The organism is Lutimonas vermicola (genome assembly GCF_038433205.1).
Taxonomy (GTDB): domain Bacteria; phylum Bacteroidota; class Bacteroidia; order Flavobacteriales; family Flavobacteriaceae; genus Lutimonas; species Lutimonas vermicola.
In genome coordinates this window covers 592,879-618,023 of record NZ_JBCDNA010000003.1, presented here as the reverse complement: position 1 = coordinate 618,023, position 25,145 = coordinate 592,879, and the positions used below count along the sequence as shown (strand labels likewise).

Below are 25,145 nucleotides of genomic sequence, written 5' to 3'. Positions count from 1 at the left end.
AATACTCATTTTGATTACGTAAACCTATCACCGAATGTTCTTCAGAAGTTTTTGCACCATAGCTGAATTATTTCATCTTTTTTAGATACCCTATAATTATCCCAAAACAAGCGAAGTAATGAGAAAATTCATATGTCCAAGCTGTTATGTTTATAAAAATAATTGCAACAAACCCACCGATTAATACAAGTATTATGCTTCGATTATTTTTATTTTTTCTCCAACTATTGTAAAGATTTAGTGAAATCCATAAATAGAAAAATAAAAACAGTGAGCTCCCAATAATGCCTCCCTCGGTAATTTGAACAATATACTCACTATGAATACGATAAGAAGATTCTGCTATTTTTGGGAAATTATTTAATCCAATTCCAGCAATTGGTTTTTCAAGAAAGATGCTCCAACCTTTAATATAAAAATAGGCTCTATCCCCCAATAAATTTAGTGTTTCGTTATCAGTTGTATTATATTCCATACCTGATTCCTCAATGGTAGTAAAGCGTTTACCCATAGTTGTATTGTTCAAGGCAAAATTGATACTCCAGATTGTAATTAAGCTCAAAACCGCTACTTGTACAAGTTTCTTAGGTGATAGTTTAATTTGCGAAAGGATTATGAATGTTAACATTATTACTGCTGCACCAAAAGCTTTACGAGTGGCACTTAACACGATTATAAGAAATGCAAAGAGAATACAAAAAAATAGATTTTGTTGTTTTAACCATTTATGTGCAAATAGCAAACCCGAATAAAAAATAATAAACATGATATTTAAAGGTCCCATATTACCAAAGGCACCAACATTTTGTTCTCCACTAAATCCAGAATAATTATCAACCAATATTAATATGAACAGTCCGTATATTATGAATGTGCTTAGTAAAACATATAAAATTTTCTTGGGAGCATAGTACAATTCGACAGAAACGATTAGCATTACTGTGAAGGGTGTAAAGAGTCTTAAGACAAGGTACCATAAAAAAGGTAAATCTCCATTATAACCTGTAATTATTAAATTAATAGCTGAGTAAATAATCCAAACACCCCAGAAAATAATTGGCTTTGATAAAGAAAATCGTTGAAATCTTGAATTTGTAATAAAATTTAGGAGAAAAACAAAGATTGTTAAATAGACAACAAGACGTCCTTTGGAATCCAAAGTGAATATGGTTTCATGTATTGGTCCCCATAAAAGGACAAATATGATATAAAAATAATTAAGCAAATAAGTTAAGTTTCGCATACTTTACTTCATATTTTTAAGAACATAAATAAGTCTTTCTCGAACAGAAATCACCTGCTACAATTATTTTAATCATTTTCTTCCAATTCTTTTATAAACTTGATTAACTAGTTTTAATATTATTTGTTTTTCTTTTGGGAAAATAGCTAGACTCATGAAATATACAACAATGCATATCGAGATTGTTGAGAATGACCAAACAATAGAGCTATGAATTTGTAGTAAAAGATATGCCACTATCCCCATAAAAACAGAAACCAAAAGTTCAGGGGCTATATTTCTTAACATCTTCCAAGGTGAAAGTGTTACCAGATAATAGGTTATTATTAGGTTAACGAATATTAATTCAAATCTTACCAAGGAACGCACCCAAAATAGAACTTCAAAACCATAATCTGCTGAAAAAATGATTGCTGGAATTAATACGACTAAATGTAATAACTGAGCAACAACAGACATTCTTGGTTTTCCTACAGCTGGATAAATAATTGTACTAAAACGAGAGAAAATAATAGTTATTGCACTCATTAAACCCCATATGCCAATAAAGTCAGATGCCTCAGTCCATTGCTCTCCTAACAAAATCAGTGTTATCAAATCGCTAAACATAAAAATCCCAACACCCAATGGAATTAAAATTATACTTGTCATTTTTTGGAATTTAAGCAGCATTTTTTTTAATTCTTCTTTATCATTTTGCAATCTGGACAAAGTAGGCAACATTATGGGTAGAATAGTTGCTGTAATAATGGCTGTAATTTGGCCAACAGTTGTTATTGAAGTTTTGTATAGGCCTAAGTAGTATTCGTTTAAGGTAACACCTATTATAAAGATGTCTATATAACTTGTTGCCCAAACCAATACAGTATCAAATAACACCCAACTGCTAAATGAAAGCATCTTTTTTAATCGTTTAATGCTATAATACCCGTTTGGCTTCCATTTTGATTTTATAGTTAATATAATTGCATTTGATGTGTGTACTAAAATTGTTCCAATAATTAAAGCCCAATAATTTTTTAAAAATATGGCCAAAGGGATAGTTATTACGAGGGGAATTAAAATTCCTGCTAACCTCACATAAAACAATGTTTTAAAATCAAAACTCCGTTTGTATAAAGCAACTTGAATACTTGAAAATGCCGCAAGTGGAATGGAAACACATGCTATTGCAATTACATTTCCTAATCCCGGGTTCCCAACCATATTAGCAAGTGATTCCCTAAAAACAATAATTATTCCCCATAAAATCAGAGATATGGCCAAGTTGGACAAGAATGCAACATTAGTTGTTTTATATTTATCATCATCATTCTCAAATTCGTACTGGATTAAGTATTTTTGAAACCCAGCATCACTGAAAATTTGAGTAAAACTGATAATCATGGTTACAGTTGCTACAACACCAAAAGCTTCCGGCGTTAGCAAACGAGCCAACACCATGGTTGTAATTGGTGCTATAAGTTTTGCCGCTATTTCAGTTAATGATGACCATTTTGTGGCATTGGCAACCTTTTTATTAAGCTCTGACATATTTATCCAATAAGAAATTTACCAAATTTGGTTCCTGAAACTTTCTAATGATTTTCATGGGTATTTGGCAATACTGTATTAAATTTGAGATTAATCTTTATTGTATTTTGCAAAATAAATGCTATCCATAAAAGTAATACTGGAGCCGTAATTGCAAACATCCTGGATTCTGCAGATCCTAAAGTACTTCCTCCCAAATAAACCAAAGAAAAGAGTATTAAAAAACGAATTCCAAAATTTATTTTATGCCAATATTTATAAGTTGGAACAAGAGAAAATAAAAGCAGGACGATGATAATTCCATTTAATGGAGTAAAGAATAGTGAACGTGGCTTTTGCAAATTGTAAGAATATGGATTATTTAAAAGTATTCGTCCAACGTTGCTGATCCAATTTTGTAAAAATTTCACCGGATGTTTTTTTATATTGTTAATCGCTATACTTTTTAATTTATCATCTTGTTGGATTCTATTATAATTCTCAATTTCCTCCCAAACTTTAAGATGATTGGAAATATTTGAATCATTGTATACATATATTCCGTTTTGTTCAAAAGTTGATTTCTGTTTCAAGCTCTCAAAGGATATATAACTTCCATATTCTCCTTCGTAAGGCGTACTCATCCAATATAAATTAACACCCCCAGAAGTAGCCCAATAAAAAATCTTGCCTGTGTGATAATAAGTATACGTTAAATACGGGATAGTTAATCCAATTGAAATCAATAAAATCATCAACACCCTGGATAAGTTAGCAGACTTTTTGTTTATCAACCATAAAATAACTGAACCAAAAAGCAAAAAATAAACAACATAACCAAAAATAACTTTTGTTAATATTATAAAACCTAAAGTGATTCCTGAAATAATAAGATATTTTTTGACTTTTTCTACTTCAATAGAAGTAAAAGTCTTTACCACACTATAGGTGAGCAATGCCACAAGAAATGAAGTAAATACTTCAGGGCTAATTGCTCTCATACTAATAAAAGAATTAATATAAAAAGCCCAAAACAGACTTGTTAAAACTGCAATCCTTTGTTGAACAAGCAGTTGCAGAGATTTAAATATTAGAATAATAGAAAAATAGTAAAGCAATGCATTAAGGAGAGTAATGCAAATTAGAGGTAACTTAAAAAGTACAAATGGTATTAATATGATTGGATATCCAGGACCATTGGGGATCGATCCATTATCGTTCAATGGCTCTTTAAAATCAACGGTTAAAAGATACTCAGCCCATTTTAAGTACATACCTTGATCCCCATAATTGACATCTCTAGAAAATACCGATACATAAATAATGTACAAAATTAAAAAAGGGAAAAAAAGCACATATGGGTTTTTAGGGAATTTTATGCTTCTCATTATTTTAATATATTAAAGTTAAAATATCTTTGATTTATTTTTATAATTAGTCTCTGCAAGAAAAAGTCAATTACTTTGTTATACTCGTTTTAAAAACAGTCATTTACAAAAGTGATTCCGATTATTATCGGAACCTTGTCCCGAGAATAATCGGGATTCAAAACTTCACAATCCTCGTACTTGAAGCTTTCTTATCAAAGACTTGAAAATTATGTAGTTTTCTTGTCGGCACTAATAAGATATTTATCATCGCTCAATTATCGCTGTTTTTTTTTATCGATGTCGACAAGTGAAATAGTTCTTCGAAATATCTTTTGCTTTGAAGTGACAGAAAACCTAAGGATAGCATTTGTATAGCAGCCAGAAATGTAATTCCTCCAACTATGAATGTTTGAGGATTATTCGCAAATTGTTTAGCCAAACTAAGAGAAAAAGAATTTAATGTTGAACCCTCTAAAGTAATTGATTGTTTAAAATCTTTTAGAGTATCAATAAGTAACCAGATAAGTTCAAACAAAGAGAGAAACATTAAAACACTTCCAATACCAAGAAAAAAGATGTATGGCCTAAAAATAAAGGCAGCCATAATTCCAGAAAAGAACGCTTTAATTATTCGAATACTTGAAGTTCTTTTGTCCAAAAATTTATTCTGTTCTGTCCAGTCAAGATGTGCCGGTATTTCTATTATTCTGGCCCGAACAATCATTGCTTTATACATGATCTCAGGATTTATCTCGTAGTCTGTCGTTTTTAGGTTTATATTTCGAATAAAATCAGCTTTGTAAGCTCTTACCATTCCAGTATAAGTATGGTACTTCTGCTGTGCAGAAAAACGCATGAAACGATTCAACCATAAACTCATTACTTTTCTAAGAAACGGAACATTGGTAACTTTGCCCCCTTTCATATAAGGTGAAGCTAAAACCATATCACAGGAAGTCTCCATAATTTTATCAACCATGCTGCCAATATGTTCAACAGAATAGCTAAGATCAATATCCATCACAACTATAATATCTCCCTTGGTATTACAAAATCCGGTTTGTAATGCCCTGCCCAGATTTAAATTGCATGGGTGATGAATTACCTTTATGTTGCTATAATTGTTCTCAAGATTATCCGCAATTTCTCCTGTTTTATCATTGCTCCCATCATCAACAATAACAATTTCCCATTTGTATTTAGTATTGGTTTCTAAATAATTGATAATAGCATTAACATTTACCTCAAGAATGGCCTCTTCATTATAACAGGGTAAGATTATTGATATAAACGGTATTGTCGTTTTATTAAGAAGTGTTTGTTGCATAATAAAGATTTTATTATTTTTTTATTAGTGAAACTCAATTTTGAGCTCGTTTTAAAAACTCCTCAAAATTGTAAGTTGAAGTAATCCTGCATTTTTTAGCGGGATCTAGGTGAATATCACGTCCCTTAGGTCGATTCCTGTTATTGAGTTCAGGGCTTGCTCTGAGGTTTAATATCTTTTATATAGCGCCCAAAATAAGTCTTCTGAAGGATAGGGTAGCATCACATTATCAGGAATTAATTTTAAAAATACAGTAGCCCAATTCATTCCTTTAACTTCCATAAGTTTATGACTTATTAGTGATTTTGCATGTTTAGAATGAATCTTTTTTTTCGGTGTTCCCTGATCAATAAGTAAATTCTTATGACTACTCATATAATGATTTAAAATTTTTTTGCTGAAATAGTTTAAGGTACTCGGAGGGCAGTATTCATGCCAGTATTTTCCAAATATTCTAGAGGTCCAACTGTCTTTGTCCCATGTTTCAATGAGTATGAGGCCTCCTGGATTAAGAGAATTGGAAATTTTGTTCATTGAACAGTTAAGGTCATAAAGATGTGCCACTACCTGGATGATAATAATTAAGTCAAATTTTTCTTTTAGTTCTATGGTTTCAATTGTACCCTGTTGTAAGTTTAATCCCAAATTTTGCCTCCCATAATCTACCATAGATTTGTTTGGTTCTATTCCAGTCCCATTCCACCCTTTGTTTTCAAAGCCTTTTAAAATAAAGCCTGCGGCAGAACCTACGTCCAAAACTTTACCTGGAGCAATATGTTTACTAATTTTATCCGCATAATATTCACCTCTTTTTATCAGCATGTCCTTTTCTAAGGTATAATCATCGTATCCTACGCCACCTTTAAAAAAATAATCATCTGAATATATATGATCCACTCCCTGAGCTGTTGGCTCATAGTCAGTGAACAAATGATCACAATCTTTACAGTGTAAAATTGAATAGCCATTTTTAATAAACCTGAATTCTGCATTATTTTTCGAACAAACGGGACAATTCATTTTATCAGGTTTTAATATTTTTACTAATCCATAATTTCATTTTGGATACTTTCTATTTAAGTGATTATAAAGACGAATTAGTTAAAAAGCTTAACTGTCATATTGCTGTCTAGTGAAGTCTAGAACTTTCAAACAAATAATCAGTCACTGGTTTTGCCAATTCCAACCTCTTCATCTTTAAAGTACTGAGGGCGACTCTTAACTTCATTAAATATTTTTCCGATATACAAACCAATAATTCCCATAAAAACAAGTTGAAGGCCCATAGACAGTATAATCAGTGTTATTGTTGAAGGCCAGCCTTTGACAAACTGGAAATTAAATGCAAACATGCCTATGACCACATATGCCAAGTAGAAAATAACGATACATAAAAGTATCAGCCCAAAGAAAAAAGGGAGCTTTAGAGCGAAGTTAGAAAATGAAAATAATCCATCAGAAGCAAGACGAAGTGATTTACTGAAAGTATAAGACCTTGTACCGGCAATTCGTTTATCTACATGTGATGGAATCGTGACTGTTTTAAAACCTACAAAATGGACTAATCCCCGATAAAATTTATGATATTCAGGCATTTTTAGGATAGCATCTAAACTCTTTCTTCCCATTAATCTAAAGTCAGATCCATTAGGTGTCAATTTTACTTCTGACCATTTATTAAAAACAGAATAAAATGTTTTTGACCATATCATATAAAAAAGACCTGTATCTCTATTTTCCATCTTAGAAGTTAAGACAACTTCAAAGTCTTCATTCTCCCATAAATCAAGCATTTTGGGAATCATTTCCGGTGGATGCTGCATGTCTGCATCCATACTGATTACTGCATCACCGATAGTATGACGTAACCCGCAATCTAATGCTGCTTGATGACCCATATTTCTTGACAGTTTTATTCCTTTTATATAATTGTTGACCTTGTTATATTTCCGGACTACATCAAATGTATTATCCTTGCTCCCATCATCAATAACAATTATTTCTAATATATATTCTTTCTTTTCAAATAGTGCTAATAATGAATCCAAAAGAAAGGGCAGACTTTCTTCCTCATTGTATGCAGGAATTACAATGCTAATTGTTTTCATACTTCAGTGGTATTAACATCGGAAAATTTAAGTAAATTAATTTTGTTTGATTCGATATAGAATTTAGTATCTAAAGATGTTGCAGCTTTGAGTTCATCTTCCCAGAGGAAATTGTTATATGAAGTTGGTAATTGCTTAACCAGGTAATCACTATGATATCCCGGATGCAACATGATTTCACTCGTTCCAGTTCTTAAATTTGAAAGTATAAATTTTAATCTATCAACAGTTACACTTCCTGAAAACTGCATTCCGACCATAAAATCAGTAGTTTGAATCTGCGTATTTCTAAGTGAAAAACGGCAATAAGATCCTAAAATGGAAAACGGCAGAAGATAAAACATCCTTTTGTTTAACCATAAACGGTCAGGAAAGGTCATTTTAGGTAGCCTAACATAATTAATTTCATGACGCTTACATAATTTCAATACGATTTTCCATATTCCGGGAAGCAAATGAAGATGCTGAGTAGAATTAAGAAATGGTATCGTATTAAAATGTGATTTAAATTTGCCAATTTGAAGCTCAAACTCTTCCTCCAGTTCTTTGAAATTAATATTCCCTTTTAAATAGCATTTTAAGAAATCATGCCAATCTCGCCTTAGGCAAATTCCATTTTCAAAATATGCGGTTTTAGAAGTTATAGTTGAATGAATATTTCTTAAAGAGAAGCCTTCAACAATTGAAAGGTGAATGCCAACTTCTAAGCCAGGGTTATCTTTAGCTATTGCTATACCTTCATCTGTAGAAGGTGCGTTCATAAGCAAAGCTGAACACGTAACTAACCCATTTTTATATGCTTCTAATATTCCCCTGTTTATAGAAGGGTCTAATCCCAGGTCATCAGCAGTAACTATAATCGACTTCATTGAATTGAATATTTCTCTTCTTATCTGAGGTAATTCAGGTTCCCGTTTTGATTGAATCTCTTAGGTCATAATAAATAAAATCAACCCTTTCCCAGTAAATTATTATTAAGCAGGTAATAAGAAGAAATATATTTATATAAAACAATCCTGCGTAACTGACAAGATAAAAGAGAAAAATCAATAAAGCAGAAGTGTCTAATTTTTTTAAATATTTAAGCAAAATTAAAATACTTAATAAATGCACAATAGCATAATTACGTTGCCCACTTGGATATATTATAAGCGCAACAGTGAGTAATATCACGAAAAATATTCCAAACATTTTCTGACTATTTTTATTTTGATAGATAATGCCACCAAAAATAAATACTAACACCCCTGATGCAATATAATAAATGATTTTGGCAAATGACTTATTTTCAGGCATTGCCCTAAATAATTGAGCAAGTAATGACTGATTATTACCTTCCGTAAAAAGCCACGCAGGTTCTCTAAGTGTTGGATTATTTAAAAAGTATTCGATAAATGGATCAATTCCAAAAGCCATTGCTGTTATTGAGCAAATAATCAAACAACTTAGAATGAAAAACAAGATGGCCTTATCCTGTCTTTTGATAATCAGATACATGAAAAGTATTGCTGCGAATGGTTTGACAAATATAGCAACAGCAAGAAATACACCCCCAAATGGCTGATCCCTGTATTTATAAAAAAGCAAAAGAAAGAACAAAAGAATGAATAAAATTTGGGTGTAAAAAATAATATTAGCTGTCCAACTGTATGTCAAAACCAGGATTGTTGATATCATAATACTTTCGAATCCTATTCTTTTAAAAAATAAATTTCTTATTAAAAAAATACTTCCCAATAAAAAAAGATTGTTTATTAAAGTCCAAATTATCAAAGCATTATCATAAGAAAAGGATCCTAGTATTGAGAATAATAATAGAGTTGGAGGTGGATAAGGACAACCAACGTCAATTACTTCTCGAATAAATTCGGCATTTAGCTGAAAAGGTATGTTAAGAGTTGTAAGTATGGTATGGTAATCACTTGGATTGTAAAAATTCATTCCTTTTGCGGCAACATTACCATAAAGAAAAAAGCAAGTAAAATCCCAATGTCTAGGCCCATATTGTATATAACTAAAGGCTATAAAAGCAAATATCGAAGCAGCGAATATAGAAATTAATGAAACCCTTGATAAATTACCTATCTTACCTTCATTCTTGAATTTATGAAAGCTAACATATGCAATTAGTGTAAATACAGGTATAAAACTATCTGCGTTAAAAAGTCTACAATAACCAAATCCAAGAATAAGTATAAGTCCTAAGGTGATATGTGCAAAAGTTGGTTTCAAATACTTATACATACTATTTTTAGTTTTTTGAAATTATATTTAACTTATGAAGAATTTTGTAATTATAAGTTAATTAACTTTTCCCTGCGGGCACGTCCTTAATATTTAATTTCTGTCTGATTAAACCATCAGCAAAATTTAACATTGGAAGAACTTCAAAGTCTTTCTTGATTCGATTCAGTGTGTACTTAAATACGTCAATTTTTTTTTCTGTCGGAAGATTCATTCCCGGGAAAAATGCCAATTGCGGAACTTTATCTCCACTTATCAAGTCTAAGGGATGAAGTAAAATGCTTGGCGATGTTTTAGTGATTTTGCACATTAAAAGTGAAAAATTCAGATAAGCTTTCATCAACAACATTGAAAATCCACTAATGAAAATTAAATAACTCAAATGGAATGGAATTTTAAATACAGGTATTGTCGTCACGGGAATTTCGAGTAAACTAGACCCATTCTCCAATTTCCAATTAAATGGTTTCAGAGAATAAAATCCTTCTTTAAAAGAACCAAAAAGTTCCTTCCTGCTTTCACGTTCTTCTTTACTCAATTTAGATTTCCAGAAATAATACCTCCTCATAAGCGGTGAAATATAAGTTGGAAGTATAGATGCATCAAAAATATAATCTCTTTTCGCTAATACTTCCAACAAATCATTACTCCAACTAAATCCCGGTCCTCTGAAACACCTGGTCTTTTGACCGGTAGCTTTCAGAATTGCATCCTCGGCAAGAATAATTTCTTTCTCTATTTTTTCTTTTGTGTAAGTTTTTAGCCAGGATTCGTGATGAAATGAATGATTGCCAATTTCATGTCCACGATCAATAATACTTTTTAGTATTTTTTGATTTTTCTCAAATACAGCATCCTGTCCAACAATAAAAAAGGTGATTTTGATATCCATTTCATCCAATAAATCGAGAAAAAATGGGACAACTATATCTAAATAGGAAGGATATAAATCCCAGCCATCGTCTCCATGTACTTTCATATACGACCATTGATCATCAAGGTCTAGTGACATGCTGGCAAGTGGTTTATTCATATTGGCTTTAATTATTTTACAGTTCGGTTTGCAATTCTATATTGAAATTAGTCATAAAATGGTTGACATGTTGTGTTGCCGTATTATTGTTAAGCGTTTCATTTACAAACTGTGAGGTATTGAGCACATAAAAATCAGGATGTCTGGTCCTAATTTCAGGGATAATTTCGGAATAATTTAATACCTGCAGTGGTTGTACTTTAAATGCTTTATTAATATGGATTGAATGTATCTCTTTCTTATCAAAATCAGGATACAATTTTTGTACTCCTTTCAAAAATATTACTTCTAATTCTTCATCAGTAAGTGACCAAAACGGGTCATCTGCTGTGGCATATTTCGGAAAGTAAGTGATGTACTCGCCATTAGTCTCTTCCAGGTCAACGACTGTACTCATTCCAATTACACCAGTAAATGGTATTTCCTTATCGGCAATATTTAATACATAATAAGGTGTTAAAGGGGTATCTGTAATCATCACCATACAAATTACACCAAGGTATTCCACGGCTTGGTTATTTTTAGAAATTTCAAATAAATCAGGTGAAGCTATCTTTCCCAAAACACTTAAAGGAGCAGTAAATATTAGCTTGTCAAAATGTTCCTCTTTATTGTTATAAAAAATTCTTATTCCTCCTGATGCATCCGGAACTATTTTCACCACGGAACAGCTTAATACCAATTCAGAGCCTTTTTGAAGTAGTATCTCTTTCAATCGGTCGAAAACAGTTTTATAACCTCCTGAAACGTAGCCCATATGCTCTTTTTGAGCGGCGGAACTGCGGGCCTTGAAGAGTCTCGTAATATATGACCAGATAAATACTGCGGAGACGCTTTCATGGTTTTTTCCTAATTTTGCCAGTAATAAGGGAGACCAAAATTTTTCATATGTCTTTCTTCCACCAATTTTGATCAACCAATCCTTGGCGGATATTTTTTCAAGGTTTTTCCAATTTTTGATCTTTGAGCCGTAGAAGATGGTAAACCCCAACCTAAATTTGTCTAAAAGACTTAAGGGCGGAAAAAGTAAGAATTCCTTAGAACTGCTTATCGAATAGAATTTATTTTCCACATAATATCCGGTCATGGAACGTCTCCACCGCAATTTTTCCTCTAATCCCAAATCTTCCAGTAAGTCGATCAAATGACTGTCAGAAGGTAAAATAACATGATAAAACCTATCCCAGATAAAAGATCCGAAGTTATGGTATGTAGCTAATCCACCGGGTTGAATATCGCGCTCAAAAACTTTGACCTTAGCTTTGGTTTTTGAGATTTTGTGTGCTAATACAAGGCCCATAAAACCACCACCAACTATACCAATTTTCATTTGTGCCATTTAAAATTTAGATTATACGCTTATTGGTAGAACTTTTTTTGCCAGTCAATGGTAACTTTCAATCCTTCTTCGAGTTCCCATAAAGATTTAAAATTAAGGGTTTTACGTATTTTTGATATATCAGGAACCCTACGCATTACATCCTCATAATTACCAAATTGAGAATAAGGAATAAGATTTAATTTTGGTTCTGAATCTTCGCCATTTATTAGTTTCCAAATTAATATTGCTAGATCTCTTATTGTGATTTCTGCAGAGGATTTTGAACCAGTATTGAATATTTCGTTATTTGATTTTTCATTCTCAACACATAAAACCAATGCACTGACTGTGTCTTCAACATAAGTGAATGTTCTGGTTTGAGATCCATCACCATGTAACTCTATTGGTTCATTTTTTATCGCTTTTTCAATAAATACTGACTGTGGTCCTCCCCACCAAGTGAGATTTTGATTTGGTCCATATGACCCAAAAAAGCGGGTTATGGTATAATTTAAATTGTGTTCTTCGTGATTAGCAATAATATAATGTTCACCATACATTTTTGAAAGCGCATATGCCCATCTTTTTACTGTTGTTGGACCCAATAATAAATCAGACTTTTCACTAAATGGAATTTTAGGATTTTTCCCATAAACATCTGATGTTGATGCGAAAATTAATTTTGATTTGTCCAAGAGGCATTTCTGAACTATATTTCTTAGCATAAGATAATTTTCGTCGAGAGTGCGTAAAGCATTTGAATATCTGGGAATTTTTTGAGAAGCCAGATGAATAATAATATCTACTTTTATTTCGTTCAAAATAAGAGGATTTGCGATATCTCCCAATATAAATTCAAATTTTGGATTATTCATAAGTGGTTCAACATTTCGCATAAAACCATAAGCCAAATTATCAATTCCAATAACGGAATGGTTTCCTTCTAATAGTCTGGCAGCCAAATTTGAACCAATAAATCCGGCAGCACCTGTGATAAGTATTTTCATGAGGGGTTTATTAAGTGTTATATTGGAATCAGGACTTAAAATATAATTCCCATTTTTAAATATTCTATAATTCTTCTTTTAAATTCGGAGCTCTTGTAAATATTGTAAGTTCCTCAATATTAATTATACAATTCTCGAAAATTGAAAAATGACCATATCTTTATTTAAAATAATTCATCTAAAAATGGATCATATTCATGCCCATTTAATTTGTTGACCGAATTCTTTTACCTGTTTTTGAAACTGATATGCTTGCAACAAATTCGATTAATCTTGGAATCTTAAATAATGCAAGCTTACTCCTACATCTAGCCAATATTTTCTTTTCGACTGATTTTTGATTTAATAATTCATCAATAACAACAACTAATTTGAGCGATTCGCCTAACAAGTCATCTTCTATAGTTTCAACCTTACAATCCTGAACCTCAGCCACAGAAAGAACAACTTCTTCTACTTCTCTAAGACTTATTCTTTTCCCGCCAATTTTAACAATCTCCATTTTACGAGCTACGATATAAATATACCCTTCACTATCTATAATTCCTAAATCTCCAGTGCTCAACCAACCATCGTTCAAAATCTCGTTTGTTCCTTGAGGATCTTTATAATATCCTAACATAATGTTTCCACCTTTTGCTACAATTTCCCCAGTTTCACCTATTTTAACTTCTTCACCTTCCTCATTCATCAATTTCAAAACTACATTTGTAATTGCTTTTCCAACCGAACCTATTTTTCTCAGAACCATTTCAGGAGGTAAATATGACAAGCGAGCAGTTGCTTCGGTTTGTCCATACATTGTAAAAAACTTAACGTTTGGCATCAAAGAAACAAATTCTTCAATAAAAACATTATTTAGTTTGCCACCTGCTTGTGTCACATAAACTAAATCTGGAAAATCCCTTGATTTAAATATATTTGATTTTTTTAACATCATCTGAAAATGGCTTGGAACTCCAGAAAAACCGGTACATTTATAGGCTGACAAATCACTGAAAACTGTTCCTAAAAACATAAATGTATTATTCAAAACTATAGATGCTCCTGCTTTTAAATGTGTATGCAAAAGTGACAATCCATAACAGTAATAAAACGGCAATACTACAAGTAAAATATCATCCTCTGTTAAATCCAAATAGCCTAATATAGAATCTGTATTTGAAATAATGTTTTGGTGAGAAATCATCACACCTTTTGGTTTCCCTGTTGATCCGGAAGTAAAAATTATTTCTGCCAGATTTTCACTGTCAAAATCAATTAAGAAATCGCTTATTGAATTATTTTTAACAATCTTTTCAAAAGAGTCTTCATCAATAATACTCCTAAATATATTTAATTCTAGTTTTGAATTAATTCGTTTGCCACAAAATATAATTGAACTTTCGGTTGTGTTAGCGATAAAATTAAAATTTCCTTGTTCAATAGAAAAATCTAATGGGACACAAACATTACCTGATTTAATAATCCCCAAATAGACGGTTATAAAAAAAACCGAATTTTGATTGATTAATATAATATTCTGGTTCGTCCCATAATTCTCCTTTAAAAAGGATGCAATCTTCAAACTATTATTATACAGTTCTTTAAACGAAATAGTTTCCTTATTCCCAAGAACAAAATCTTTTTCAAGACCTTTTGTTTCTTTAAAAAAGTAATCAAAAACGTTCACTATAAATTATGTCTGGGATTAGAAATTATCATCAATTAACTGTCAATTAAATAAATTTATTAAAATATGGGCCTCATTCTTAAGTAATCAGTTGTTTTTCTTTTACGTTCAAAATTCCTGTATATATTTTCAATCTCTTCTTCAGTTTTATCCATTACTTTTCCGACTTCAGCTGCGGGGTATTCATTTTCCCAACCATACCAAATTAAATCCATACTTTCAAAAGGCATTTGATAAAAATAATCCTCTTGAGTTTGTTCAGCAGAGAAAGTGTCTGTAGTTGGCGTTCGTTCAATGATTTCTTGTGGGATACCAAGAAATTCTGCTAACTGATAAACCTGGGTCTTATATAAATGCGCTATTGGCATCACATCGGCTGCACCATCCCCATGTTTTACAAAAAATCCCTGTTCTACTTCATGTTTATTAGGAGTACCAATAACTGCATAATACAATCTCTCTGCATGATAATATAACATGCTCATCCTGCTTCTTTGTTTAAAATTTGTCGCAGCTACAATTTGCAAATACTCTCTGGCCGGCAACAACTTGCTGGCAACTTCATTATTAGGCTTTACAACCGTAATAGAAGAGATTGCAGGCATATTTTGATTTATATCCTGTTTGATTTCGATCTTAGCTTTATCCTTTTCAGGATCAAAATCCGGAATAACGTTTGATATAGCTTCATCCCTTCTGTGGTAACAACCAAAACCATCTAATGCCAAAGTTATATTTTCAACTAAGGTGTCAACCCCAAATTTCGAGGCAAGTTTTCTTGCTAACATTTCGCTGTCTCCACTTGAATCTTGTTCAGGCAACATAATTCCCAGAACTCTTTTAGGGCCAAAAGCCTTTGCAGAAAGGGCCAAAACTACAGAAGAATCAATACCCCCACTTATACCCACTACAGCTCCTCTTCGCTGTAACTTATTCGCAACATCACTTTTTAGTTTTTCAATAATCTCATTAGATATTGATTCAATATTATTAAACTTTAAAATGTCTTTTGAAAATGGTCTGCGTTCTTTCGTTTTCATATGTTAAGCTTTGATTAATCAATCACAATTTTATCAAATTGTAACAAATCTTCCTCTTTTAATTCAGGAGTTGATCTATTAACAAAAAGATCATTTAATATTTGTACTGATAAAATTCCGGTTAAGGCCATATTATCAATTTCTGAAACTTGTTTATTAGTATTCATTATTTTTATCAAACGAGTAACATGGCCTGTGTTAAAAATTCCTGACTTTTCAATCATATGCTCAGAAAGCATTTCTTTCAAATAAATCGGAAGTTTTTCAAAATCAAAAGCGCTCTTGATAGGAGCCCTATAGGCTTGTTTTGACCTTTCCAAAATTTCATTTGGCATCCGGTTCTTCATCATTTTCTTTAACAAATACTTTTCATTTAATCCATTTAGTTTTAGATCAGGAGATAAATGCATGCAAAATTCTATCACTTTATGGTCTAAAAAAGGATACCTGCCTTCAACAGAGTTTGCCATCGCCATTCTGTCTCCTTGTGAAGACAATAAATAACCCGACATAAATAAATTCAACTCAATCCATTGCGCTTGTGCCAAAGAATCCAGCCCTTCAAGTTTTCCTTCTATTTCTTTTTCAAATGAGCGTATAGGGTCATATCCTTTGATCTTTTCTTTATAAGAATCAGATAAATATTTATTGATCCTTGAAGTATTATTCCATCGCAACAAATGTGAATATACCGGAGAATCTGTTTCGTTCAATTTATAGCCAAAAAACATTTTTAACATGTTACTACTGGCATTAGTCATTTGAGGCAAATAGGGATACAATTTCTTTAATAAAAGTGGTCGGTATTTTGAATTTGGATCTTTTGCCCAAAATCTGCGAATTTTTGTTTCCTTGAAAATATTATAACCCCCTAACAATTCATCTGCACCTTCACCTGTGATCACTACTTTAATATTGTGATCTTTAACATTTTTTGCCAACAAACTCATCGGAACCGGAGCTGTACGTAGTAAGGGTGCTTCTGTATGCCAGACCACATCTTTAAAATTCTGTGCAATATCTTCCGGACTACAGGTAATACTAGCGTGTTCCGTATCGAAATATTTAACTGCTATATTTTGATAGGTTGTTTCATCATAATCCTTTTCTGTAAAACCAATGGAAAAAGTTTTCAGATTCTCAGGAGAAATCTTTTTAATAAAAGAAGTGGTTACGCTGGAATCAATACCTCCGCTTAAATAGGCCGCAACCGGAACATCAGCTCTTAACCTCAACTTGACGGCCTTAGAAAAGATCTTTTCAAAATCCTTGGCAGCTTCCTCAACATTTGAATATTTATGATCGTCTTGCTTATATATGGGTAATTGCCAATATTTAATAATCTTTCTTTCTTTAGAATTAATGCGCATATAAGTACCAGGAGGGACTTCATAAATACCTTGAAAAATTGTTTTCGGACTTAAAGAGGTCCAGAACGTAAAATATTCAGCAAGTGCTTCTGCTGACATCTTTGGCTGTATTCCAGGGAATTCCATTAAGGCTTTTATCTCTGAAGCAAAAACAAAGGTATCATTCACTTCTGTATAATATAATGGCCTGATTCCAACCCTATCCCTCGCCAAAAATAATTCTTCTTTTTTCTTATCCCAGATCGAAATGGCAAATTGACCATTTAACATGTTTAAAAAATCCTTACCATACTCCTCATAGAGATGGAGAACAACCTCTGTATCTGAATTTGTTTCAAATGTATGTCCTAATCGGATCAGCCCCTCTTTTAGTTCTATATAATTAAATATCTCACCATTAAAAACGATCCATAAAGATCTATCCTTATTTGAGATAGGCATGGTACCTGATACAAGATCAATTATGCTTAATCGTACACTTCCCAAGGCCACCTGATCTGAAACATAAATACCACTTTCATCAGGTCCGCGATGCTTGATCCGGGTAAGCATTCGTCTTAATACTTTTGTAGAAATACGATCAGTCCTATTTGGATAAAATCCTGCTATTCCGCACATTAAGTATTATGCATTTTGGTTTTAAGCGTTTAGTATCGGATTGTTGTTTTGGGCTGGTCTACCTAACGGCTTTATTAACATTAAGTTTTCTTTCAACAAAAACTACAATGCTCTGAATCGATTCAAAATTTTCCGGGATTATATCATCATCATTTACCTCTACCTGATAATTTTCAGTGAGAAATTCAATAAGGAAAAGAAGCCCCATAGAGTCTAAAAGCCCTGTTTCAAAAATAGGTGTAATCTTATCAATTATATCTATATCTTCAAGAGATGCCTCGATAATGTAGTTTTTGATTTCTTCTTCTAATTTCGTAATATCAATTGCATTCATAAATTTATTTTAAAACTTTACTTTTAAGATTCTTTTTTATTTTCAAAGGTAAATATTCATTTTTAGGTTTCAATATCAAATATGCACAAATGAGATTATGCTATTTTTCATAATAATTGCATTTTTGCAGGGTCATGATCCGCTGAATTCATTAAAGCTTCACCTATCAAGCGTTGGGGTATGTGAGTATATTTATTTTTAAATGACATGAGTTTATTATTGAAATTCTATCTAATGTTTTCTAGGTGTTTCTACAACAAATCCTTATAAAATATTTTTTTCATAACTATAATAATCCTTTTCCTTATCCTAAACTCAATTACTTGTATTGGCCTGGGAAAAATTGCTTTGAATTTTTTTCGATATAAAGAAGCGTGTTTGTCAGAATCTAAGACTATTAAAACTGAAAAAGTAATCATAGTCAAAAATAAAAAAACCAGGGATAAGCCTAAGGCAGATAATTTTGCATTTAAAAAATAAATAATACAAAATATTATAAAGGAACAAATACTCATGGTTAAACTGGCCTTAGTATGTTTCAAACTCTTATCTACCAAAATATGATGCATATGACTTCTATCCGGATCAAACGGACCTCTTCTGTTTAAAAGCCTCATGATAACAACTCGAAAAACATCCATAAAAGGGAAAAATAATATTGATGTGGCAATAATAAATTTATTCGTTGGATTAATGCGAATCAAATCCAATTCACTTACGCTCATTGCTATAAAGCGAATTATCATGATGGCAATTAAAAAGCCAATGATCAATGAACCAGTGTCGCCCATAAATATTTTATTCTTTTTAGATAAATTGAATCGTAAAAAAGCAATTAAAAAACCAATGGACAATATTGAAAGTAAAAAATAAAAAAAGTTATTGGAAAAATAAAAAAAGGTTGCAAAAATTACAAATGCCTTTATTCCCAACGAACCTGCAAGGCCATCAATACCATCAATTAAATTATAGGCATTTATAACAAATATAATAATGAAATAACTCAATAATATCCCGACAAAAACAGGAATATGACCAATTCCAAGGAAACCATTGAAATTTGTCAACCATAAATCTGGCATCGCCAAAACAAAACTTGCAGCTATAATTTCTGCCCCCAATTTCGTTTGAGCAGAGAGCACCATTAAATCATCTTTGAGGCCCACAAAAAACAAAATGCTAATTCCAACCAGAACATTAAAACTTGAGCCATTAAAATCAAAAAAATGAATGGTAAAAAGCCCGAAGATCAAACTAATATAAAAAGCTACCCCACCAAGGGTTGGCGTTTTTTCATCATGAGAACTGCGCTCATCAGGATGATCCATTAAATTCTTATACCTTGAGATACCAATCAGTTTAGGAATTAGTATAAAAGTCGTCAAAAACCCAAGGAGCAATACAACTAAAGCAACTGTTTCTACTTTTATATTTGCAAACAAATTATCCAAACTTTATTTAATTTCTTTATAAATCACTTTAAGGTCTCTAACGGCTTCGCCTTTCCAAGTCACAACAATTGCGCATAGACAAACAACTTCAAAGTAACGGAAATATATTACTTTAAGTATGAATCTAAACCCCAAAAATCATATTAAATCAAATCTTAAGAAGGAAAATCAAATCTAAGAAGCTGCAACAATGAGCATGACAAAATGGAACCAGACCTTTTAAGGCTGTTCATTTTATTCTTATAGGATAAACCTTTTCTCATACATTACCTTAAGAAATTTGGTAATGATGTTTTAGACAAGGGTTGTCTAAGATTAATTTGAAGTAATTTTCTTTTCATAATGAGGGGTTTTATGATAAAAATTTTATCGATTTCAAACAACATAAATTTGCTTAAAATCTGCCTGTAATTTAATAAAAAGGAAATAATAAAGAAAGGAAATTAAGATCAAATTTAAATCTTAATATTCTTTATTTTTCCATAACAATTTAAGGGGCAATATACAAAATAAAAAATTATGAACAATACCCTTATCAGGGTAGATGCATATTTGATTGGTTTTCAAAGAACACCGGGAGAACATCGAATAACGAATATTGAATGTCGAATATCGAATGTTTGTAAGTCCATTATATTGGTTGATGCAATTTTACTGAATCATTACAACACGCCATTCCTCCTGCAAAACTTTAACAATTCCCCGGCAGAACTGCAGCCACTCTTTTTCATGATTTTTTTCCTATGCGTCGCCACGGTATGCTTTGAAATTTCAAGTGTATCAGCCATTTCAAGATTGGTGCTTCCTTTCTCAATTTCCTTTATAATCTCCAATTCCCTTTCTGTAAACAGATCAATTTTATCGCCAAACACTTCCCTTTTAAATACTTCCTCGTCCAGATTCTTAGCCACAAACTTGTAACGAACCACTTCTCCGTCCTCTATAAAAGACAGGTCACTAACCTTTACAAGAGCGCTCATCATGTTTCCTTTTTGATCTGTCTCAAACACTGAAGACTGACTAAGTACCTTTAAAAAATCACCATTCGAATTTCTAAGCCTGAATGAAATATACAAGACATTATCTTTATTGTTGGAAGGGTTTTTATGGGAGTGATTTATCGTTGCGGCACCTATCCGACCAACTAAATCAATATCATCCGGGTGAATATGCTGCAAATAGGTTTCTAAAGTCAGCTTCTGCTCATCATAACCTAAAAAAGATTCAAAACCCTTGGCAAAGGTCATTTTATTCTTAGAAAAATCAATAACATAGATGCATTCTGTCTGGCTTACATTCAGATCCAGCAGCATTTCCAAATAATCATTCCGAAATGAAATTCGTGTATAGTTCTTAGCGAATTCCTCAAGAAACTCCAAAATGCTTAAGCCGCCTGTATCCATAATTAATCTTGATTTTCAGAACTTGTCGTAATTCCATTCCTTTTACAGAACACCTTAAGTTGCTTGGTGTCTCTGCAATTAGATTTAAATAAAATGTTTTTTCTATGCGTCGTAACCGTGTGTACGCTTATGCTCAGTTTAGCCGCTATTTCAACATTGGGGTTTCCTTCAAAAATCTCACTGATCACTTGTAATTCCCGATCGGTAAATACGGTCATCCCTTCCCCGTAGACTCCTGTCTTGATCTTGTCCATATCCAAATAAGTTGAATCTACCACCCACTCAACAGCTTCTGATTTGTTTGTGAATGAAATATCAGTATACTTGATCAGTACGTTCATCATTTTATCGCTGTCATCTGTCTGGTACACGACAGTATTGCTCACCACCCTTGCGTAGGTTCCATCAGCTTTTTTAAAACGATATGACATGGTAAGGATATTAGAAAATTCCGGGATAGTGATCGTAACCAACTGAGCAACCAGACCTCTTACAATATTTTTGATAAAAGGTGCATCATCAGGATGGTACTTATCAAAAATAAAATCCATATCAATCCCTTTGCCCTTGTATCCAAAAACACTATCAAATCCTTTGTGGTATAAGATTTGATTTTTTGTAAAATCAAAAAGATAAAGACATTCCAAATTGTTTAAAGGAATTTTTCGCAGAGATTCAAGATTAAGGGTATTACCTTTACGATCCTTGACCTGACCCATAATTTCCTTTAAAAACAATTTCATAAATGCTTATAAATTTATTCATCCGGCCCTGCCTATTTCAATGATTCCGCATCAAATAAACCTAAATCCAAACTCTGACCTAAATTAGGCAGAATAAAATTGGTTATCCATACCCTCTAGAGGGTATATTTGTTTCAAGAAAACAGAATTAAGAAACTTGAATAAATGATTCATACATTCACGCATTAATATTGTAGCATTGGTGAAATTGAATATCGAATATCGAACAAGGAATTTTGAATCTCGAATTGTTCTGCTAAGTACAATGTTCCTTTAGATTGAGGCACTGCACCCAGCAATAATACTAAAGCTGTTGATTTGAGATTGGAGATTTCAGATTGAAGATTTTTCAATTTTAAATTGTTCTCAGAAACTTTAATTATAGATTAGATCGAATCTTTTACGTCAGTGTAGTTAAAAAGCGCGTAAAGAATTTTTGAAGCCTTGGAAAAAATTTAGCGCTTTTTAAACGGTTTTTAGGCGTTCGATAGAAAAGCCTAAAAAACACCTTCGTAAAAGGCTCCTTTTTTTGGTTCTTTTTTTGGAGAAGCAAAAAAAGGAACAGAATGAAATTTCACGAGTCATTCTTGCTAAAAAGCAAATAGTATATCAAGAAAAAAAAAACAAAATAACAGCCAATAAATCCTTCATCAAATTCATTGGCTATTATATCGGATAGAAATAAATCTATTCTCGAGGGGAAAAGTAATTAATTCAAAATATCAAACTATGTTAAACAAGTTCAGTTAGAAAATAGAGACCTCCTAAGAGGTCTCCCTAAAAATCCTTACACTATAAAGATATTCAAAGAACACCTTAAGTTTGGGAAAATTGTTAGGGCTAATGTAGTTAGATATTAAAGGTAAGGCAATACCCCTGTCAGGGTATATTTAAAAATAAATAAGAGTTCGTTTAGAAAGCCATTTACAATTCAATCTCTTCATGAGCCTGCAAATTGAACCTGCCCCTGAACCAGTACACAAAAATGTACAATATTGGCGTATCCAAAAGGGCCACCAGAAGTTTGAATAAAAATCCATTCAGCAGTAAAATCCCAAAAAGGTTCCAGTCAATCACCCCAAACGAACAGAGTAAAAAGAGGACCGAAAACGTATCTAAAAACTGGGAAGTAATGGTCGAAAAATTATTTCTTAACCACAAATGCCTTCCTTTGGTTTTCTTTTTCCAGAAATGGTAAATCCTGATATCCACGAACTGTGCCACCAAATAAGCCATGGCCGAGGCAAATACGGCTAAAGCCGATAAACCAAACACCTGGTGAAACACCTCATCCCCCACCGGTGACCATTCCGTCGCGGGAGCCAGATCAGACATCATGATGATCAATAATGAAAAGGCAGATGCAAAAATCCCGGTGATCACTACTTGATTTGCTTTCTTTTTCCCATAGATTTCAGAGATCAGATCTGTTACTAAAAACGTAATTGGATAAGGTAAAATCCCTACGGAAATCTCAAAATTATACCAACCGAAAAAATCCCATGAAAAGAACTTTTGAAAAATAAGATTAGAAACCACCAGTGAAGCTATGAATATAGCAGCCAGGATAAGGTAGATGTTAAAAGCTAAATTTTTGTCTTTTGAAGACAAGGTTTTTTCGTTCATGTCGCTAAAATAAATAAAAACGAATAAAGAATATCGAACAGGGAATTTCGAATTTCGAAGTGATTCTTAAAGCCGAATTATTAATCCGATCTTAGCACGGCACGAAGCAATAATACTAAGGCTGTTGATTTAAGATTGGAGATTTCAGATTGAAGATTTTAGAATGTTGAAGTATTCTCGTTAGATTAATTTTTATTTGTTTTGAATCTTTTACGTCAGTGTAGTTAAAAAGCGCGTTAAGAATTTTTGAAGCCTTGGAAAAAATTTAGCGCTTTGTAAACGGTTTTTAGGCGTTCGATAGAAAAGCCTAAAAAACACCTCGTAAAAGTTACCTCCTTTTTTTTGGTTCGTTTTTTTTGGAGGAGCAAAAAAAATTGAACAAAGAGAAATTAATTATTGGTTTCATTTTTTGTTGTGTCAACTGCGAAGCACATCACGAATACTAAAACCAATAAAAAAGGGATGAGTAAAAATGAATAAGTAATAAATATCTTTTACGCGAGTAATTAATTTTGTTTCAAGACAAAAGAACAATAAATATTATCCATTAAATTCAATTCTGTACTTTTGTCTAAAGAAAAAAATCAACTTTATATGAAAGCATACATATTCCCCGGTCAGGGAGCCCAGTTCCCAGGTATGGGATTACCTCTTTTTGAAAGCTCCCCTCTCGCACAGGAACTTTTTAACCAGGCAAATGATATTTTAGGGTTTTCGATAACAGACATCATGTTCGAAGGATCGTCAGATGATCTAAAGGAAACCAAGGTAACCCAACCCGCTATATTTTTACATTCAGTAATCCTGGCCAAAACACTTGGTCAAGATTTTAAACCTGAAATGGTTGCCGGGCATTCCTTAGGTGAATTTTCGGCCCTTGTCGCAAACGGGGCTTTGGCTTTTGATGCAGGTCTGGAACTTGTTTCCCAGCGCGCACAAGCCATGCAAAAAGCCTGTGAATTACAACCATCGACCATGGCAGCCATACTAAGCCTTGAAGATAAAGTTGTTGAAGAAATATGCGAACAAACACCGGGAATTGTTGTAGCGGCCAATTACAATTGCCCCGGCCAATTGGTTATTTCGGGTGAAATCGAGGCAGTCAATAAGGCCTGTGAAACAGCCAAAGAAAGAGGAGCCAGAATGGCCATGGTACTTCCGGTTGGTGGTGCATTTCATTCTCCTTTGATGGAGCCTGCACGTGAACAATTGGCAGCAGCCATAGAAAATACAAGTTTTAACAAACCTATTTGCCCGATCTATCAAAATGTGACTGCCAGTGCAGTAAATGATCCTTCAGCAATCAAAAAAAACCTGATGGCTCAGTTGACGGCACCTGTAAAATGGACCCAAACCATACAGCAAATGATCGCTGACGGAGGAACAGAATTTATAGAACTCGGCCCTGGAAAAGTCTTGCAAGGACTCATGAGGAAGATTGACAGAAATGTTGCTGTGAGTGGGATGAACTAGGAAAATGAAGATTTCAGATTTCAGATTTGAGATTGAAGATTTCAGATTTCAGATTTTAGATTTTAGATTTTAGATGTTTGAACAAGGAATATTGAATGACGAACAGGGAATATTGAAGTGAGATTGAACCATCACTTTTTAGTTTTGAATGTTGAATGTCAAGTCAATTTTGTAGATTGTAAAATATTGGCCTCAGTAATTTTAGGTTATAATTACAACCGGAAGCTGACATTTTTGAGTTGCAATGTTT

General features: G+C 32.6%; 20 protein-coding genes. 1 reads left to right on the top strand and 19 read right to left on the bottom strand.

Features of this window, described 5'->3' with window-relative positions:
• Positions 1 to 67 precede the first annotated feature (67 nt).
• The 19 genes from AABB81_RS14750 to AABB81_RS14660 form a co-directional block, all read right to left on the bottom strand.
• On the bottom strand, positions 68 to 1,159 hold the full coding sequence (locus AABB81_RS14750; RefSeq protein ID WP_342161324.1) for an O-antigen ligase family protein: 1,092 nt from the start codon (positions 1,157 to 1,159) through the stop codon (positions 68 to 70).
• A 156-nt stretch (positions 1,160 to 1,315) separates the two neighbouring features.
• Positions 1,316 to 2,776, bottom strand: a complete 1,461-nt coding sequence (locus tag AABB81_RS14745) for a lipopolysaccharide biosynthesis protein (protein ID WP_342161323.1) — start codon at positions 2,774 to 2,776, stop codon at positions 1,316 to 1,318.
• Between the two features lie 44 nt (positions 2,777 to 2,820).
• Positions 2,821 to 4,143 (bottom strand): ArnT family glycosyltransferase, encoded by a 1,323-nt coding sequence (locus AABB81_RS14740; protein WP_342161322.1) that lies wholly within the window; start codon positions 4,141 to 4,143, stop codon positions 2,821 to 2,823.
• A 253-nt stretch (positions 4,144 to 4,396) separates the two neighbouring features.
• On the bottom strand, positions 4,397 to 5,452 hold the full coding sequence (locus AABB81_RS14735; protein WP_342161321.1) for a glycosyltransferase family 2 protein: 1,056 nt from the start codon (positions 5,450 to 5,452) through the stop codon (positions 4,397 to 4,399).
• Positions 5,453 to 5,620: 168 nt separating this feature from the next.
• Complete coding sequence (locus AABB81_RS14730; RefSeq protein ID WP_342161320.1) at positions 5,621 to 6,472, bottom strand: class I SAM-dependent methyltransferase; 852 nt, start codon at positions 6,470 to 6,472, stop codon at positions 5,621 to 5,623.
• Positions 6,473 to 6,612: 140 nt separating this feature from the next.
• Positions 6,613 to 7,560: a glycosyltransferase family 2 protein gene (locus tag AABB81_RS14725; RefSeq protein WP_342161319.1), complete on the bottom strand. Its 948-nt coding sequence runs from the start codon at positions 7,558 to 7,560 to the stop codon at positions 6,613 to 6,615.
• Entirely contained in the window at positions 7,557 to 8,429 is an 873-nt protein-coding gene (locus AABB81_RS14720; protein WP_342161318.1) for a carbohydrate deacetylase, read from the bottom strand. The genes AABB81_RS14725 and AABB81_RS14720 overlap by 4 nt, the downstream gene beginning before the upstream one ends.
• Positions 8,430 to 8,463: 34 nt before the next feature.
• Entirely contained in the window at positions 8,464 to 9,804 is a 1,341-nt protein-coding gene (locus AABB81_RS14715; protein WP_342161317.1) for a glycosyltransferase family 87 protein, read from the bottom strand.
• 61 nt (positions 9,805 to 9,865) lie between these two features.
• A complete protein-coding gene (locus AABB81_RS14710; protein WP_342161316.1) occupies positions 9,866 to 10,837 on the bottom strand; it encodes a polysaccharide deacetylase family protein in 972 nt (323 codons plus the stop codon).
• 16 nt (positions 10,838 to 10,853) lie between these two features.
• A complete protein-coding gene (locus tag AABB81_RS14705) occupies positions 10,854 to 12,167 on the bottom strand; it encodes an NAD(P)/FAD-dependent oxidoreductase (protein ID WP_342161315.1) in 1,314 nt (437 codons plus the stop codon).
• Between the two features lie 29 nt (positions 12,168 to 12,196).
• Positions 12,197 to 13,165, bottom strand: a complete 969-nt coding sequence (locus tag AABB81_RS14700; protein WP_342161314.1) for an NAD-dependent epimerase/dehydratase family protein — start codon at positions 13,163 to 13,165, stop codon at positions 12,197 to 12,199.
• Positions 13,166 to 13,370: 205 nt separating this feature from the next.
• A complete protein-coding gene (locus AABB81_RS14695; RefSeq protein ID WP_342161313.1) occupies positions 13,371 to 14,837 on the bottom strand; it encodes a class I adenylate-forming enzyme family protein in 1,467 nt (488 codons plus the stop codon).
• A 59-nt stretch (positions 14,838 to 14,896) separates the two neighbouring features.
• A complete protein-coding gene (gene nadE, locus AABB81_RS14690; RefSeq protein ID WP_342161312.1) occupies positions 14,897 to 15,877 on the bottom strand; it encodes an NAD(+) synthase in 981 nt (326 codons plus the stop codon).
• 14 nt (positions 15,878 to 15,891) lie between these two features.
• Positions 15,892 to 17,865, bottom strand: a complete 1,974-nt coding sequence (asnB, locus tag AABB81_RS14685; RefSeq protein WP_342161311.1) for an asparagine synthase (glutamine-hydrolyzing) — start codon at positions 17,863 to 17,865, stop codon at positions 15,892 to 15,894.
• Positions 17,866 to 17,923: 58 nt separating this feature from the next.
• Positions 17,924 to 18,199, bottom strand: coding sequence for an acyl carrier protein (locus tag AABB81_RS14680; protein ID WP_342161310.1), 276 nt, complete (start codon positions 18,197 to 18,199; stop codon positions 17,924 to 17,926).
• A 251-nt stretch (positions 18,200 to 18,450) separates the two neighbouring features.
• Positions 18,451 to 19,650: an MraY family glycosyltransferase gene (locus AABB81_RS14675; RefSeq protein WP_342161309.1), complete on the bottom strand. Its 1,200-nt coding sequence runs from the start codon at positions 19,648 to 19,650 to the stop codon at positions 18,451 to 18,453.
• A gap of 662 nt (positions 19,651 to 20,312) precedes the next feature.
• Complete coding sequence (locus tag AABB81_RS14670; RefSeq protein WP_342161308.1) at positions 20,313 to 21,053, bottom strand: LuxR C-terminal-related transcriptional regulator; 741 nt, start codon at positions 21,051 to 21,053, stop codon at positions 20,313 to 20,315.
• Positions 21,054 to 21,055: 2 nt separating this feature from the next.
• Complete coding sequence (locus tag AABB81_RS14665) at positions 21,056 to 21,796, bottom strand: response regulator transcription factor (protein WP_342161307.1); 741 nt, start codon at positions 21,794 to 21,796, stop codon at positions 21,056 to 21,058.
• Between the two features lie 924 nt (positions 21,797 to 22,720).
• Complete coding sequence (locus AABB81_RS14660) at positions 22,721 to 23,422, bottom strand: queuosine precursor transporter (protein WP_342161306.1); 702 nt, start codon at positions 23,420 to 23,422, stop codon at positions 22,721 to 22,723.
• Between the two features lie 594 nt (positions 23,423 to 24,016).
• Between AABB81_RS14660 and fabD the strand changes: the two genes are divergently transcribed.
• Complete coding sequence (gene fabD / locus AABB81_RS14655) at positions 24,017 to 24,895, top strand: ACP S-malonyltransferase (protein ID WP_342161305.1); 879 nt, start codon at positions 24,017 to 24,019, stop codon at positions 24,893 to 24,895.
• Positions 24,896 to 25,145: the final 250 nt, after the last annotated feature.